Below are 14913 nucleotides of genomic sequence, written 5' to 3'. Positions count from 1 at the left end.
GTGTAAAGATTCCGATCGTGCCGAGACCCTTCATCGCCGCGTTGGCCCTGCTCCTGGCCGGGTGCGCGGCGGCCGCGCCGGAGCCCGCGCCCGTCGGCGCCGAGACGACGGCCGGTGCGGAGCCGCTGTCCGATCAGGACCTGCAGGCGCGGTGGTGGACGTGGGCGGCGTCGAGTCCGGAGAACCGCAACCCCGTCGTCGACGACACCGGCCAGTGGTGCGCGGAGAACCAGCCGCGGGACGTGTGGTTCTTCGCCGGCACGTTCGGCGGGACCGTCGACCGCAGGTGCGAGGTGCCGGCCGGTCGCCCGCTCGCCGGTCCGGCGCTCAACCTCGCCTCCACGTCCGATGCCTGCGCGCGGTTCATGGAGGACGCGAAGGGCTCGGTCGCGCTGGACGGGCGGCTGGTCGAGCTGCGCCGGATCGCGCCGGTCGCGATCGCCTACCAGGCGGCGCGGGGCAACGTCGTGGGGCAGCGCGAGGGACGCGTGACGGGGCAGGGGTGCGGGTTGTGGGCGTGGATCCCGCCGCTCACGCCGGGCGAGCACGAGCTGGTGGTCGACGGGGAGTCGGGCTCCTTCCGCACCTCGGCGCGCTACCTGCTGACCGTCAGGGCTGCTGACTAGCCGCGTTCTTCTTCGCGAGGAACGAGCCCAGCAGCATGCCGAGGCCGGCGGGCGCGAGGACGAGCAGCGCCGTGAACGCCGCCCCGCCCGTCAGCGCCACCCACAGCGCCTCCTGCCCGGTCTGGTCGACCAGCAACGCCGACCCGATCACTCCCAGCGCGCCCGCGAACGGACCCGCGACCAGCGACGCGACGAACCACTGCATGCCGCGGCCGTCCAGGTCGCGCAGCGCGTCGACGGCGCCCCAGAGCACCGCCGCGACGACGAGCAGCACGAGCGCGATCGGCCGGACCGACGTGGCCTCGGGGCTGCGCACGCCCACGGCCGCCACTCCGGTCTGCACGGCTCCGTGCAGGAGCCCCATCCACAACGCACGGACGAACCAAGCAGCCATGCGGACAGCTTAGGACTGGCCGTACGCTGCGAGGCATGTCGTCGTACGCCGCACGCCGAACCGCCCTGCGCCGGGAGCTCCAGGCCGCGAACCTGGACGCGCTGCTCGTGACGAACCTGCTCAACGTCCGGTACCTCACGGGCTTCACCGGGTCCAACGCCGCCGTGCTGGTGGACGCGAACGGCGACGACACCACGGTGTTCTGCACCGACGGCCGCTACCTCACGCAGTCGGCGAAGCAGGTGCCGGACCTGGAGCGGCTCATCGACCGGCCGTGCGACACCGCGCTCGCCCGGCGGGCCAAGGGCAGGCTCGGGTTCGAGAGCCACCACGTCACGGTCGACGGCCGCGACGGGCTGACCGCGGCCGCCGGCAAGGCCGAACTGGTCAAGGCGGGCGGCCTGGTCGAGAAGCTGCGGCTGGTCAAGGACGAGGTCGAGATCGAGGCGCTGCGCATGGCGTGCGCGGCGGCCGACCGCGCGCTGGCGGCGCTGATCGGGCACGGCGGCCTTCGCGCGGGCCGGACCGAGCGCGAGGTCGCGCGCGAGCTGGAGAACCGCATGCTCGACCACGGCGCCGCGGGCCCGTCGTTCTCCTCGATCGTGGCGTTCGGCGCGAACTCGGCCGTGCCGCACCACTCGCCGACGGACGCCGTCCTGCACACCGGCGACTTCATCAAGCTCGACTTCGGCGCGCTCGTCGACGGCTACCACTCCGACATGACCCGCACGCTCGTCCTCGGCAAGCCCGCGGACTGGCAGCGCGACCTGTACGACCTGGTCGCGCGGTCGCAGGCAGCGGGACGCAACGCCCTCGAGCCGGGCGTGGAGGTGAGCGCCGTCGACCACGCGTCACGCGAGGTGATCGAGAAGGCGGGGCACGGCGACGAGTTCCTGCACGGCCTCGGCCACGGCGTCGGGCTGGAGATCCACGAGGCACCGGCGTTGTCCAAGGCGGGGGCCGGTACACTTTCGGCCGGTATGGCGGTCACCGTCGAGCCCGGCGTCTACTTGTCGGGGCGGGGCGGGGTCCGCATCGAGGACACCCTCGTGGTCCGCGACAGCGGGCCGGAGCTCCTCACCCTGACCACGAAAGAACTCGTGGTCGTCTGACACCCCCGTCCTACACAGGAGAAATCCCACCGTGGCCACCACGAACGACCTGAAGAACGGCCTGGTGCTGAACCTCGACGGCCAGCTCTGGACCGTCACCGCGTTCCAGCACGTCAAGCCCGGCAAGGGTGGCGCCTTCGTGCGCACGACCCTCAAGCACGTGCTGACCGGGAAGGTCGTCGACAAGACCTTCAACGCGGGCACCAAGGTCGAGACCGCCACCGTGGACAAGCGCGGCATGTCGTTCCTCTACAAGGACGGCGCCGACTTCATCTTCATGGACGGCGACACCTACGACCAGATCCCGGTCCCGGCGGAGACCGTTGGCGACGCCGCCAACTTCATGCTGGAGAACCAGGAGGCCGTCGTGGCCGTCCACGAGGGCGTGCCGCTGTTCGTCGAGCTCCCGACGTCGGTCGAGCTCGTCATCCAGCACACCGACCCGGGCCTGCAGGGCGACCGCTCCACCGGCGGCACCAAGCCCGCGACCCTGGAGACCGGCGCCGAGATCCAGGTCCCGCTGTTCGTCACGACCGGCGAGAAGATCAAGGTCGACACCCGCGACGGCCGCTACCTCGGCCGCATCAGCGACAAGTAATGGGCGCTCGGAGCAAGGCCCGCAAGCGCGCGGTCGACTTCCTCTACGAAGCCGACCTGCTGGGCACCGACCCGGTGACGCTGCTGGCCGGTCGCGTCGGTTCGCCCGACGTCCCGCCGGTGAACGACTACACCGTCTCGCTGGTCGAGGGCGTCACCGCGAACCGCTCGCGCATCGACGACCTCATCTCGGAGCACGCCGAGGGCTGGACCCTGCAGCGCATGCCGGCGGTCGACCGGGCGGTCCTGCGCATCGGCCTGTACGAGCTGCTGTGGGCCGCCGACGTGCCGGACGCCGTCGCGATCGACGAGGCCGTGGAACTCGCCAAGGGCCTCTCGACGGACGACTCGCCGCGGTTCGTGAACGGCGTGCTCGGCCGCATCGCGGTGATCGCGGACCAGTTGCGCGCCGTTCTGTAGACACTCCCCGCAGGGCGTCATCGGTGGTGACGCCCTGCGGGTTCGTCAGCTCCGGGCCCAGCCGCGCCGCTCGCCCTCGTCGATGAGCTGCAACGCGGCCTCCCAGAGCTTCCCGGAGCCCTCGCCGATCACGGCCTTGCGCGCCCGCACGTCGTCCGCGGTCACACCGGGCGTCCGCCAGGTCCCGCCCTTGGCCATCCAGTTGAGCAGCAGCGGTTGCAGCCGGTCCATGGCCTTGGCGAACCGCGCCTCGGGCGTCACGCGCGCCTCGAACTCGTCCCACAACGCCCGCATCTCGCGCCCCGCGTCCTCGGGCAGGATGCCGAACAACCGGTCGGCCGCCGCCTCCTCGCGTTCCTGCTGACTCGCGGCGAGCTCGGTGTCGTAGATGGGCGTGTCACCCGCGTAGATCTCGATGAGGTCGTGCACCACCACGAGCTTCATGGTGTGGCCGACGTCGATCGGCTCGTCGGCGTACTCGGCGAGCGTCATGACCATCAGCGCGAGGTGCCACGAGTGCTCCGCGTCGTTCTCGCGCCTGTCGGCCGCCGCGAGAGGGGACGCGCGCAGCACGGTCTTGAGCTGGTCGACCTCGATCAGGAACGTGAGGTGGTCGCGCAGCCGGGAGTCCACACCGGACGGCAGCGGGTTCTGATCAGCGAGAAGGTCCGTCACGTTGCCAGGATGCTACCGGGCGGCGAGGAACTCCTCCCAGGTGCGGGCGCCCCGGTCGCCGTCCAGGCTCAGGTTGAGCCCGGCCCGGTAGGCCTTCCCGGCCCTGCCCGGCAACGGCATCGGCACCGTGAGCCGGCGCTTGCCCTCGGCGGTCAGGTAGTCCCGCACGAGGTCGCGGAGGTCGAACTCCGCGGGCCCGGCGAGGTCGGTCACGCGACCGGCGGGCCGTCCCAGCGCCAGTTCGGCCAGTCGCACGGCCACGTCCCGGGCGTCGACCGGCTGCAGCCGCATCCCCGGCACCGGCACGACCGGCAGCTTCGCGAGGCCGCGCACCATCGTGAGCGCCAGGTCGTGGAACTGGGCGGCGCGCAGGATCGTGAACCCGATGCCCGACGCCTCGACCGCCTGCTCGGCGGCGAGCTTGGTGCGCAACCACGCGAGCGGAACGGTGTCGGCGCCGATCACCGAGATGTGCACGAAGTGCCGCACGCCCCGGCAGGCCGCGAGCAGGTTGCGGGTCGCGACGTCGTCCCCCTTCCGCCCACCTGCGAGGTGCACGACCACGTCCGCCTCGATCGGGGGGACGTCTCCGAGCAGGTCGCAGGCGATGTCACCGTGGCGGCTCAGCACCGTCACCTCCGCACCGGCCTCGCGCAGCAGCGGAACGACGTGCCGGCCGAGAGTGCCGGTCCCACCCGTGACGACGATCTTCATGATTACCCTCCGGTCGAGTCCGTTGCCCACCCGACCCGGCAGCGGGCGGGAACGTGACAGGGTGTGGGCCAGGCCACAGGGGGAAGTCGTGATCGCGCAGTTCGAGCAGGAGCGCACGCGTTTGCGCGCCATCGCCCACCGCATGCTGGGCTCGTTCGCCGAGGCGGACGACGCGTTGCAGGACGCCTGGCTCCGGGTCGAGCGCGCCGACCCGGGCGAGATCGACAACCCGGCCGCCTGGCTCACCACCGTGGTCGGCCGGGTGTGCCTGAACATGCTGCGCGACCGGCGCGAGCACGCGTTCGAGATGCCCGACCCCGTGATCGACGTCAGCGAGGAACCCGAGCACAGGGCCGTCGCGAACGACGAGGTCGGGCTCGCGATGCTGATCGTGCTCGACTCGCTCAAGCCCGACGAGCGGCTGGCGTTCGTGCTGCACGACCTGTTCGCGGTGCCGTTCGACGACATCGCGCCGTTGATCGACAAGACGCCGGCCGCGACCCGTCAGCTGGCGTCGCGGGCCCGCAGGCGTGTGCAGGACAAGCCTCGGCCCGACGTCGGCCTGCCGCAGCAGCGCGAGGTGGTGCGGGCGTTCCTCCGCGCGTCACGCGAGGGCGACCTGGAGGGCCTGGTCTCGGTGCTGCACCCGGACGTGGTGCTGCGCGCGGGCGCCCTCGAGGTCCTCGGCGGCCGGAACGTCGCGGGGCGCGCCGGCCTCTTCCGGACGTTCGCGGCCAGGGCGACCGAGCAGTTCGCCGTCGTCGGCAACGAGATCGGCTTCATCGCGCGGGTGGACGGCGTGCCGTTCTCGATCATGGCGTTCACCGTGCGCGACGGCCGGATCGTCGCGATCCACGTGATCCAGGACCGGCGACAACTGGCCGCGCTCGTGCCGTGAGCAGGACCGCTGCTGCCGACGGGACGCCCCTGAAAACGCACGTGGCTCCCTCGGCGTCCTCAGGGCGACAAGCAGGACGTCGGGGGAGCCACGAACGGCGTGTGGAGCTCAGTCTTCCTTCGCGGGACGGGCCTCGGGAGGCAGCACACCCCAGTCGATGAGCTGCTCGGTGAGCTCGCCCGGCGTCATGTCGTAGATGATCGCGAGCGAACGCAGGTCCTCGGTGCGGATGGAGAGGACCTTGCCGTTGTAGTCACCGCGCTGCGACTGGATGGTCGCGGCGTAGCGGGCCAGTGGGCCGACCTTCTCGACCGGCAGCTGCTGCAGCCGTTCGAGGTTGATCACGATCTTGGTGGCCGGCTCGGCACCCGACGGCACGCGGCCCTCGGGCAGGAGCTCGGCGACGGGAACCCCGTAGAAGTCGGCCAGCTCGGCCAGCTTCTGCACGGTCACCGCGCGGTCACCGCGCTCGTACGAGCCGACGACCACGGCCTTCCAGCGACCGCCGGACTTCTGCTCGACGCCGTGCAGGGACAGGCCCTGCTGCTGGCGGATAGCGCGGAGCTTGGCCCCCAGCGCCTTGGCGTAGTCGCCCATGTGGCGGTTCTCCGTTCATTCGCCCCGTCAGCAGTACGGGCGTGCTGCGGGGAGGCTTAGATCGATACGCAGAGTAATGATTACTCGCCGTGGTCGACAGGTCAAGCTGATCTCAAGGAGAGACGCGCGCCACGCCTGGCCTACCACTCGGATGGTTGACCGTCCGCAGGTGATACGGTGCAGGTCAGCCTAGTTGCAGCTAGGTGTCCGACGTCCTTTAAGGACCCGTCCAGTGAGGCGGGGAAGGAGGTCCAGCCGTGGCGTCACGTCAACGTGGCGCGACGGATCCGGCCGGGGATCGCGAGATTCTCTCGGCCGGTGACGTCGCGCGCACTGTCGCCCGAATGGCCCATCAGATCATCGAGAAGACCGCTCTCGATGCACCCAGCGCACCCGACGTCGTCTTGATGGGTATTCCCAGCCGGGGAGCCCCCCTCGCACGGCGCCTTGCCGCTAAGATCGCCGAATTTTCCGGCCGGACGGTGCACGAGGGCACGCTCGACATCACCCTCTACCGCGACGACCTGCGCAGAGGCCCCACGCGGCCGCTGGAGGCGACGAAGCTGCCCGAGGGCGGCATCGACGACAAGCTGGTCGTGCTCGTGGACGACGTGCTGTTCTCCGGCCGCACGATCCGCTCCGCCCTCGACGCGCTGCGCGACCACGGCCGCCCCCGTGCCGTCCAGCTCGCCGTGCTGGTCGACCGCGGCCACCGCGAGCTGCCGATCCGCGCGGACTACGTGGGCAAGAACCTGCCGACGTCGAAGACCGAGGACGTAGTGGTGATGCTCGAGGAGTTCGACGGCCGCGACGGAGTGGTGCTGAAGTGAAGCACCTGCTCTCCACCGACGGCCTCGACCGCGACCAGGCGATCGCGATCCTCGACACCGCGGACCGGCTGAAGCAGGCGCTGCTCGGCCGCGAGGTCCGCAAGCTGCCGACGCTGCGCGGCCGCACGGTGATCACGATGTTCTACGAGAACAGCACCCGCACGCGGGTGTCGTTCGAGATCGCCGGCAAGTGGATGTCCGCGGACGTGATCAACGTCAGCAGCTCCGGTTCCAGCGTCAGCAAGGGCGAGAGCCTGCGGGACACCGCGCTGACGTTGCAGGCCGCGGGTGCCGACTGCGTGATCGTGCGCCACCCGGCGTCCGGCGCGGCCCACCGGCTCGCGGGCTGGCTCAAGCACACGAACACGTCCGTCGTGAACGCGGGCGACGGCATGCACGAGCACCCCACGCAGGCGTTGCTCGACGCCGCCACGCTCCGCGACCGCCTGGGCAGCCTCGACGGCCGCCGCGTCGCGATCGTCGGTGACGTCCTGCACAGCCGCGTCGCCCGGTCGAACGTGCACCTGCTGACGACGCTCGGTGCCGAGGTCACGCTGGTCGCCCCGCCGACCCTGCTGCCCACCGGCGTCGAGAACTGGCCGGTCACCGTCTCGCACGAGATCGACTCCGAGCTCGCCTCGCAGGACGCGGTGATGTTGCTGCGCGTGCAGGCCGAGCGGATGACCGGCGGGTTCTTCCCGAGCTCGCGCGAGTACTCGATCGCCTACGGCCTCAACGAGCGGCGCCTGAAGCTGCTGCCCGAGCACGCCGTCGTGCTGCACCCCGGCCCGATGCTGCGCGGCATGGAGATCGCCTCCGTCGTCGCCGACAGCCCGCAGGCCGCCATCACCGAGCAGGTCCGCAACGGTGTCCACGTGCGCATGGCCGTGCTGTACCACTTGCTCGCCCACGAGGAGGAAAACGCGTGAAACCCTTGCTTCTCAAGGGAGTCAGGCCCTACGGCGAGGGGGAACCGATCGACCTGCTGATCCGCGACGGCGTGATCGCAGAAGGATCGGACGAGAACGCCGAGATCATCGAAGGCAACGGCGCGGTCCTGCTGCCGGGCTTCGTCGACCTGCACACCCACCTGCGCGAACCCGGCCGCGAGGACACGGAGACCATCGAGACCGGCTCGAAGGCCGCCGCGCTCGGTGGTTACACCGCCGTGTTCGCCATGGCCAACACGGACCCGGTCGCCGACAACGCCGTCATCGTCGAGCACGTCGCCCGCCGCGGTCAGGAGGTCGGCCTCGTCGACGTCCACCCGGTCGGCGCCGTCACCGTCGGCCTCAAGGGCGAGAAGCTCGCCGAACTCGGCACGATGGCCAAGTCCAAGGCGAACGTCCGCGTGTTCTCCGACGACGGCCACTGCGTGCACGACCCGCTGATCATGCGCCGTGCGCTCGAGTACTCGAAGTCGCTGAACGCCGTGATCGCCCAGCACGCCGAGGAGCCGAGGCTCACCGTCGGCGCCCAGGCGCACGAGGGCGAGAACGCCTCCAGGCTCGGCCTGCAGGGCTGGCCCGCGGCCGCCGAGGAGTCGATCGTGGCTCGCGACTGCATCCTCGCGAAGCAGGTCGACGCGAAGCTGCACGTCTGCCACGTCAGCACCACCGGCACGGCGGACGTCCTGAAGTGGGCGAAGGCGCGCGGCACCAAGGTGTCCGCCGAGGTGACGCCCCACCACCTGATCCTGACCGACGACCGGCTGAGCACGTACGACCCGGTCAACAAGGTCAACCCGCCACTGCGCACGCAGGCGGACGTGGACGCGCTGCGCCAGGCGCTGGCCGACGGCACGATCGACTGCGTCGCCACGGACCACGCCCCGCACGCGGTCCAGGACAAGGACTGCGAGTGGTCGGCGGCCCGTCCGGGCATGCTCGGCCTGCAGACCGCGCTCGGCATCGTCGTCGAGACGATGGTGAAGACCGGCCTGCTGGACTGGCGCGGTGTCGCGCGGGTCATGAGCGAGAAGCCCGCCGAGATCGCCGGGCTGACCGACCAGGGCCGCCCGATCGCCGTCGGCGAGCCCGCGAACCTCGTGCTGGTCGACCCGGACGCGTCCTGGACGGTCACCGGCGCCGAGCTCGCGAGCATCGCCGGCAACACCCCGTTCGAGGGCATGGAACTGCCCGCGGCGGTGACGGCCACCATCTTGCGTGGCCGGGTGACCGCGGTGGCGGGGAGGATTGCGGAATGACCCGGATCCTCCTGTCTCTGGCGGTCTTCGTCTTCTTCGCCCTGTGCGTCTACGGCATGTGGCACGGCTGGAAGCGGCGCCAGCGCGCGCAGGCCGGCCTGCCCGCGTTCCCGTCGACACCGGAGAAGCTCGGCGCGCCGCGCCTGGAGACCACGGGCGTCTACATCGGAACGACGAACGCGGGCAACTGGCAGGACCGCGTCCAGGTCGGCGACATCGGCCACCGCGCCGAGGCCACGCTGAGCCTGGTGCCGGAGGGCATCGCGATCGAGCGGACCGGCGCCTCGCCGTTGTTCATCCCCGTCGGCTCCATCCGGGACGCGCGCACGGACCGGGGCCTCGCCGGGAAGGTCATGTTCAGCGAAGAAGGCTTGTTGGTGGTGCAGTGGGAAAACGATGGCCACCTGTTCGACACTGGTTTTCGCGGTGACGACAAGGACGTTTACGACGAATGGGTAGCAGCTCTCGTGGGAGGCAAGGCGTGACGAACGCGGCATTGGTGCTGGAAGACGGACGTGTCTTCCGCGGTGAGGCGTACGGAGCGACCGGCGTCTCGCTCGGCGAGGTCGTGTTCTCCACGGCCATGACCGGGTACCAGGAGACCCTGACCGACCCGTCCTACCACCGCCAGATCGTGGTGCAGACCGCGCCGCAGATCGGCAACACCGGCTGGAACGACGAGGACGACGAGTCGTCCAAGATCTGGGTGGCGGGCTACGTCGTCCGCGACCCCGCGCGCACGCCGTCGAACTGGCGCTCCAAGCGGGGCCTCGACGAGGAGCTCGCGAACCAGGGCGTCGTCGGCATCGCGGGTCTCGACACCCGCACCCTGACCCGCCACATCCGCGAGCAGGGCGCGATGCGCGCCGGTGTGTTCTCCGGCTCGGACCTCACCGACGACGCGTCGATGGTCGAGCAGGTCAAGGCGTCGGCGCAGATGGTCGGCGCGAACCTCGCGGTCGACGTCACGACGGACAAGCCGTACGTCGTCGAGGCCATCGGCGAGAAGAAGTTCACCGTCGCGGCCTTGGACCTGGGCATCAAGTCGAACACCCCGCGGATGATGGCGGCGCGCGGCATCGAGGTGCACGTCCTGCCGCTCACCAGCACGTTCGAGGACATCCTGAAGGTCAGCCCGGACGGCCTGTTCCTGTCGAACGGCCCGGGCGACCCGGCCACGCAGGACCACGCCATCGCCCTGACGCGCGAGGCTCTCGGCCGCAAGCTGCCGTTGTTCGGCATCTGCTTCGGCAACCAGATCCTGGGCCGCGCGGTCGGCCGCGGGACGTACAAGATGCGCTACGGCCACCGCGGCATCAACATCCCGGTCATCGACGTGACGACCGGCAAGGTCGCCATCACCTCGCAGAACCACGGGTTCGCGCTCGAGGGCACGCCGGGTGAGGAGTTCTCCTCCGAGTTCGGCCGCGCCGTGCTGTCGCACTACTGCCCCAACGACGGCACCGTCGAGGGCGTCCGGCTGCTCGACGCGCCGGCGTTCTCCGTGCAGTACCACCCCGAGGCCGCGGCCGGACCGCACGACGCCGCGCCCCTGTTCGACGACTTCGTGACCATGATGAATGAGGCCCGCTGATGCCGAAGAGGACTGATCTCAAGCACATCCTGGTCATCGGCTCCGGCCCGATCGTCATCGGTCAGGCGTGCGAGTTCGACTACTCCGGCACCCAGGCGTGCCGGGTGCTGCGGGAGGAGGGCATCAGGGTCAGCCTGGTGAACTCCAACCCGGCGACGATCATGACCGACCCCGAGTTCGCCGACGCCACCTACATCGAGCCGATCACGGCCGAGTTCGTGGAGAAGGTCATCGCGCAGGAGCGCCCGGACGCGATCCTGGCGACCCTCGGCGGCCAGACGGCGCTCAACACGGCCATCGCGCTGCACGAGCGCGGCGTGCTGGAGAAGTACGACGTCGAGCTGATCGGCGCGAACGTCGACGCCATCCAGCGCGGTGAGGACCGGCAGATCTTCAAGGACCTGGTCCGCGGGATCGGCTCGGACGTCCCGCGTTCCGCGGTGTGCAAGACGATGGACGAGGTGCGGTCCACCGTCGCCGAGCTGGGTCTGCCCGTCGTCATCCGGCCGTCGTTCACCATGGGCGGCCTGGGTTCCGGCATGGCGCACACCCCGGAGGAGCTGGAGCGCCTCGCGGCCATCGGCCTGGAGGAGTCCCCGGTCACCGAGGTGCTGATCGAGGAGAGCGTGCTCGGGTGGAAGGAGTACGAGCTCGAGCTGATGCGCGACCGCAACGACAACGTCGTCGTCATCTGCTCGATCGAGAACATCGACCCGATGGGCGTGCACACCGGTGACTCGGTCACGGTCGCGCCGGCGATGACGCTGACCGACCGCGAGTACCAGCACATGCGCGACGTCGGCATCCAGGTCATCCGCGAGGTCGGCGTCGACACCGGTGGCTGCAACATCCAGTTCGCGATCCACCCGGACAACGGCCGCATGGTCGTCATCGAGATGAACCCGCGCGTGTCGCGGTCGTCGGCTCTTGCTTCGAAGGCAACGGGTTTCCCGATCGCCAAGATCGCCGCGAAGCTCGCCATCGGCTACACGCTCGACGAGATCACCAACGACATCACGGGGGAGACCCCGGCGTCGTTCGAGCCGACGCTCGACTACGTCGTCGTGAAGGCGCCGCGGTTCGCCTTCGAGAAGTTCCCCGGTGCCGACCCCACGCTGACGACCACGATGAAGTCGGTCGGCGAGGCCATGTCGATCGGCCGGAACTTCGTGGAGGCGCTGGGCAAGGCGCTGCGTTCGCTGGAAACGAAATCGGTCGGTTTCTGGACCCAGCCGGACCCGGAGGGCACTACTCTGGAGTCCGTCCTGGAGCAGTTGAAGCGCGGCCACGACGGCCGCATCTACACGGTCGAGCGTGCTCTTCGACTCGGTGCGTCCATTGAGGACGTGTACGAGGCGTCGAAGATCGACCCGTGGTTCATCGAGCAGATCGCCTGGCTCGGCACGTTGCGCACGGAGCTCCTGGAGGCTCCCGTGCTCGACGAGTCGTTGCTGCGCAAGGCGAAGCGCGCCGGGTTGTCCGACCGGCAGATCTCCGTGCTGCGGCCGGAGCTCGCGGGTGAGGACGGCGTGCGCACGCTGCGGCACCGCCTGGGCGTGCGTCCGGTCTACAAGACGGTCGACACGTGCGCGGCGGAGTTCAAGTCCGAGACGCCGTACCACTACTCCGCGTACGAGCTCGACCCGAACGCCGAGACTGAGGTCGCGGAGCAGCGGGAGAAGCCGAAGGTGCTGATTCTGGGCTCCGGCCCGAACCGCATCGGCCAGGGCATCGAGTTCGACTACTCGTGCGTGCACGCGGCCATGGCGCTGCGGCAGGCCGGGTACGAGACCGTCATGGTCAACTGCAACCCGGAGACGGTGTCGACCGACTACGACACCTCCGACCGCCTGTACTTCGAGCCGCTGACGTTCGAGGACGTGCTGGAGGTCGTGCACTCCGAACAGCGCTCCGGCGAGGTCGCCGGCGTGATCGTGCAGCTGGGCGGCCAGACGCCGCTGGGCCTCGCGCAGCGCCTGTCCGACGCCGGCGTGCCGGTCGTGGGCACGACGCCCGAGGCGATCCACCTCGCCGAGGACCGCGGCCAGTTCGGCAAGGTGCTGACCGAGGCCGGGCTGCCCGCGCCGAAGTTCGGCACGGCCACGTCGTTCGACGAGGCGAAGGAGATCGCGGACGAGATCGGCTACCCGGTCCTCGTGCGCCCCTCCTACGTGCTCGGCGGACGCGGCATGGAGATCGTGTACGACGAGGAGTCGCTGTCGGGCTACATCGCCCGCGCGACCGAGGTGACGCCCGAGCACCCGGTGCTGGTCGACCGGTTCCTCGACGACGCCATCGAGATCGACGTCGACGCGCTGTGCGACGGCGACGAGGTGTTCATCGGCGGCGTCATGGAGCACATCGAGGAAGCCGGCGTGCACTCCGGTGACTCCTCCTGCGCGCTGCCGCCGATCACGCTCGGCGCGTCGGACATCGAGAACGTCCGCCGCTCCACCGAGGCCATCGCGCGCGGCATCGGCGTGAAGGGGCTCCTGAACGTCCAGTACGCGCTCAAGGACGACGTTCTGTACGTCCTGGAGGCAAACCCGCGTGCGTCGCGCACGGTGCCGTTCGTGTCCAAGGCGACGGCCGTGTCGATGGCCAAGGCCGCCTCGCGCGTGATGCTCGGCGCCACGATCGCGGAACTGCGCGAGGAGGGCGTCCTGCCGGCCACCGGTGACGGTGCCCGGCTGCCCGAGCACGCGCCGGTCGCGGTCAAGGAGGCGGTCATGCAGTTCCACCGCTTCCGCACGCCCGAGGGCCACGGCGTGGATTCGTTGCTGGGCCCGGAGATGAAGTCCACCGGCGAGGTCATGGGCATCGACTCGTCGTTCGGCAAGGCGTTCGCCAAGTCGCAGACGGCCTCGTACGGCTCGCTGCCCACCAAGGGCAAGGTGTTCGTGTCGTTCGCGAACCGCGACAAGCGCGCGATGATCTTCCCGGTCAAGCGCCTCGCGGACCTCGGGTTCCAGATCCTCGCGACGGCCGGCACCGCGGAGGTGTTGAAGCGCAACGGGATCGCGTGCACCGAGGTGCGCAAGCACTTCGAGGGCGAGGGCAACGTCGTCGACATGATCCTCAACGGCGAGATCGACATGATCTTCAACACGCCGTACGGCAACAGCGGTCCCCGTGTGGACGGTTACGAGATCCGCACCGCCGCCGTCGCCAAGGACATCCCGTGCGTCACCACGATCCAGGGCGCCGCCGCGGCCGTGCACGGCATCGAGGCGCTCATCCGGGGTGACATCGGCGTGCAGCCGCTGCAGGCCCTCCAGGCGATGCTGCGAGGTGACGCGTGACGTTCGGGGAGAAGCTGGAGAAGGCCGCCGAGGCGCACGGACCCCTGTGCGTCGGGATCGACCCCCATCCGAGCCTGCTGGAGGCCTGGGGCCTCTCGCCGACCGCGGAGGGCCTCGAACGGTTCGCCCTGACGGCCGTGGAGGCGTTCGGCGGCCAGGTGGCGATGGTGAAGCCGCAGGCGGCGTTCTTCGAGGCCTACGGGTCTCGTGGCGTCGCCGTGCTGGAGCGGGTGATCGCGGAGCTGCGCGACTCGGGCACGCTCGTGCTCGTGGACGCCAAGCGCGGCGACATCGGCTCGACCATGGCCGCCTACGCGCAGGCGTACCTGGGCGACGGCTCGCCGCTGGCCGGTGACGCCGTGACGGTGTCGCCGTACCTCGGCTTCGGATCGCTGCAGCCCGCGCTCGACACGGCGCGGGCGACCGGCCGGGGCGTGTTCGTGCTCGCCCTCACCTCGAACCCGGAGGGTGCCCAGGTCCAGCGGGCCGTTGCTCCGGACGGGCGAACCACGGCTCAGACGATCATCGATTTCGCCTCCGCTCGGAATTCAGGCATTTCCCCGTGCGGCGATGTCGGTCTCGTCGTGGGTGCCACGATCGGGGAAACGGATGTAGACCTCTCGGGGTTCAACGGACCGATCCTGGCGCCCGGTTTCGGCGCTCAGGGCGGCTCCACGGCTGATCTAAAACGGCTCTTCGGCCCCGACATGCGCAACGTCTTTCCGACTTCTTCACGAGATGTTCTCAAGCACGGGCCGGACGTGTCTTCGCTGGTCAGCGCCGTGCGGAGGGTCCAGGAGAGCCTCTGAGGAGGGGCGCGCCACGACTTTTGGGGTGTGGCGCGCTCACCTGGGGAAACATGTGTTGGTAGGGTCCACGCCACCGGCTGCCCCGCTGGTCACCGGCCTCATAGCACACGTAACGTGTGGGATGAGTCGCCGGAGGGCG

Annotated in this window: 16 protein-coding genes; 12 read left to right on the top strand and 4 right to left on the bottom strand. The window is 70.1% G+C overall.

Annotated elements, in window-relative coordinates; translation table 11 throughout:
- The first annotated feature begins 17 nt into the window (after window positions 1-17).
- Entirely contained in the window at window positions 18-626 is a 609-nt protein-coding gene (locus ND450_RS17730) for a hypothetical protein (RefSeq protein ID WP_253327199.1), read from the top strand.
- Here the strand turns inward: ND450_RS17730 and ND450_RS17725 are convergent.
- Window positions 610-1020 (bottom strand): B-4DMT family transporter, encoded by a 411-nt coding sequence (locus ND450_RS17725; protein WP_253327198.1) that lies wholly within the window; start codon window positions 1018-1020, stop codon window positions 610-612. The genes ND450_RS17730 and ND450_RS17725 overlap by 17 nt on opposite strands.
- 35 nt (window positions 1021-1055) lie before the next feature.
- On the opposite strand from ND450_RS17725, the gene ND450_RS17720 reads away from it, so the two are divergent.
- The 3 genes from ND450_RS17720 to nusB are packed head-to-tail and all read left to right on the top strand — an operon-like array spanning window position 1056 to window position 3149.
- On the top strand, window positions 1056-2132 hold the full coding sequence (locus ND450_RS17720; protein WP_253327197.1) for a Xaa-Pro peptidase family protein: 1077 nt from the start codon (window positions 1056-1058) through the stop codon (window positions 2130-2132).
- Window positions 2133-2163: 31 nt separating this feature from the next.
- A complete protein-coding gene (gene efp / locus ND450_RS17715) occupies window positions 2164-2730 on the top strand; it encodes an elongation factor P (protein WP_253327196.1) in 567 nt (188 codons plus the stop codon).
- Window positions 2730-3149, top strand: coding sequence for a transcription antitermination factor NusB (gene nusB, locus ND450_RS17710; protein ID WP_253327195.1), 420 nt, complete (start codon window positions 2730-2732; stop codon window positions 3147-3149). The genes efp and nusB overlap by 1 nt, the downstream gene beginning before the upstream one ends.
- 45 nt (window positions 3150-3194) lie before the next feature.
- On the opposite strand, the gene ND450_RS17705 is transcribed toward nusB, so the two are convergent.
- Together ND450_RS17705 and ND450_RS17700 are read right to left on the bottom strand one after the other, a co-directional pair.
- Window positions 3195-3824, bottom strand: a complete 630-nt coding sequence (locus ND450_RS17705; RefSeq protein ID WP_253327194.1) for an HD domain-containing protein — start codon at window positions 3822-3824, stop codon at window positions 3195-3197.
- A 12-nt stretch (window positions 3825-3836) separates the two neighbouring features.
- Window positions 3837-4538 (bottom strand): SDR family oxidoreductase, encoded by a 702-nt coding sequence (locus ND450_RS17700; RefSeq protein WP_253327193.1) that lies wholly within the window; start codon window positions 4536-4538, stop codon window positions 3837-3839.
- An 88-nt stretch (window positions 4539-4626) separates the two neighbouring features.
- On the opposite strand from ND450_RS17700, the gene ND450_RS17695 reads away from it, so the two are divergent.
- A complete protein-coding gene (locus ND450_RS17695) occupies window positions 4627-5436 on the top strand; it encodes a sigma-70 family RNA polymerase sigma factor (RefSeq protein ID WP_256557532.1) in 810 nt (269 codons plus the stop codon).
- A gap of 108 nt (window positions 5437-5544) precedes the next feature.
- Here the strand turns inward: ND450_RS17695 and ND450_RS17690 are convergent, their stop codons facing one another.
- On the bottom strand, window positions 5545-6033 hold the full coding sequence (locus tag ND450_RS17690; protein ID WP_030471611.1) for a transcriptional regulator: 489 nt from the start codon (window positions 6031-6033) through the stop codon (window positions 5545-5547).
- Window positions 6034-6290: 257 nt separating this feature from the next.
- On the opposite strand from ND450_RS17690, the gene pyrR reads away from it, so the two are divergent.
- The 7 genes from pyrR to pyrF are packed head-to-tail and all read left to right on the top strand — an operon-like array spanning window position 6291 to window position 14774.
- Window positions 6291-6863: a bifunctional pyr operon transcriptional regulator/uracil phosphoribosyltransferase PyrR gene (gene pyrR / locus ND450_RS17685; protein WP_089912344.1), complete on the top strand. Its 573-nt coding sequence runs from the start codon at window positions 6291-6293 to the stop codon at window positions 6861-6863.
- The gene (locus ND450_RS17680; protein ID WP_253327192.1) at window positions 6860-7792 is read left to right on the top strand and encodes an aspartate carbamoyltransferase catalytic subunit; all 933 of its coding nucleotides are present in this window, start codon (window positions 6860-6862) and stop codon (window positions 7790-7792) included. The genes pyrR and ND450_RS17680 overlap by 4 nt, the downstream gene beginning before the upstream one ends.
- Window positions 7789-9069 (top strand): dihydroorotase, encoded by a 1281-nt coding sequence (locus ND450_RS17675; RefSeq protein WP_253327191.1) that lies wholly within the window; start codon window positions 7789-7791, stop codon window positions 9067-9069. The genes ND450_RS17680 and ND450_RS17675 overlap by 4 nt, the downstream gene beginning before the upstream one ends.
- Entirely contained in the window at window positions 9066-9554 is a 489-nt protein-coding gene (locus ND450_RS17670) for a transporter (RefSeq protein ID WP_253327190.1), read from the top strand. Before ND450_RS17675 ends, ND450_RS17670 begins: the two co-directional genes overlap by 4 nt.
- Window positions 9551-10663 carry a glutamine-hydrolyzing carbamoyl-phosphate synthase small subunit gene (carA, locus tag ND450_RS17665; protein ID WP_371927726.1) on the top strand — a complete coding sequence of 371 codons (1113 nt, stop codon included), beginning with the start codon at window positions 9551-9553 and terminating at the stop codon, window positions 10661-10663. The genes ND450_RS17670 and carA overlap by 4 nt, the downstream gene beginning before the upstream one ends.
- On the top strand, window positions 10663-13965 hold the full coding sequence (carB, locus tag ND450_RS17660) for a carbamoyl-phosphate synthase large subunit (protein WP_253327189.1): 3303 nt from the start codon (window positions 10663-10665) through the stop codon (window positions 13963-13965). Before carA ends, carB begins: the two co-directional genes overlap by 1 nt.
- Window positions 13962-14774 carry an orotidine-5'-phosphate decarboxylase gene (pyrF, locus tag ND450_RS17655; RefSeq protein WP_253327188.1) on the top strand — a complete coding sequence of 271 codons (813 nt, stop codon included), beginning with the start codon at window positions 13962-13964 and terminating at the stop codon, window positions 14772-14774. The genes carB and pyrF overlap by 4 nt, the downstream gene beginning before the upstream one ends.
- Window positions 14775-14913: the final 139 nt, after the last annotated feature.

It is taken from the genome of Lentzea sp. HUAS12 (genome assembly GCF_024125735.1).
Lineage (GTDB): Bacteria > Actinomycetota > Actinomycetes > Mycobacteriales > Pseudonocardiaceae > Lentzea > Lentzea albida.
Note: the sequence above shows the minus strand (reverse complement) of the source record. Positions and strands in the feature narration are given on the sequence as shown.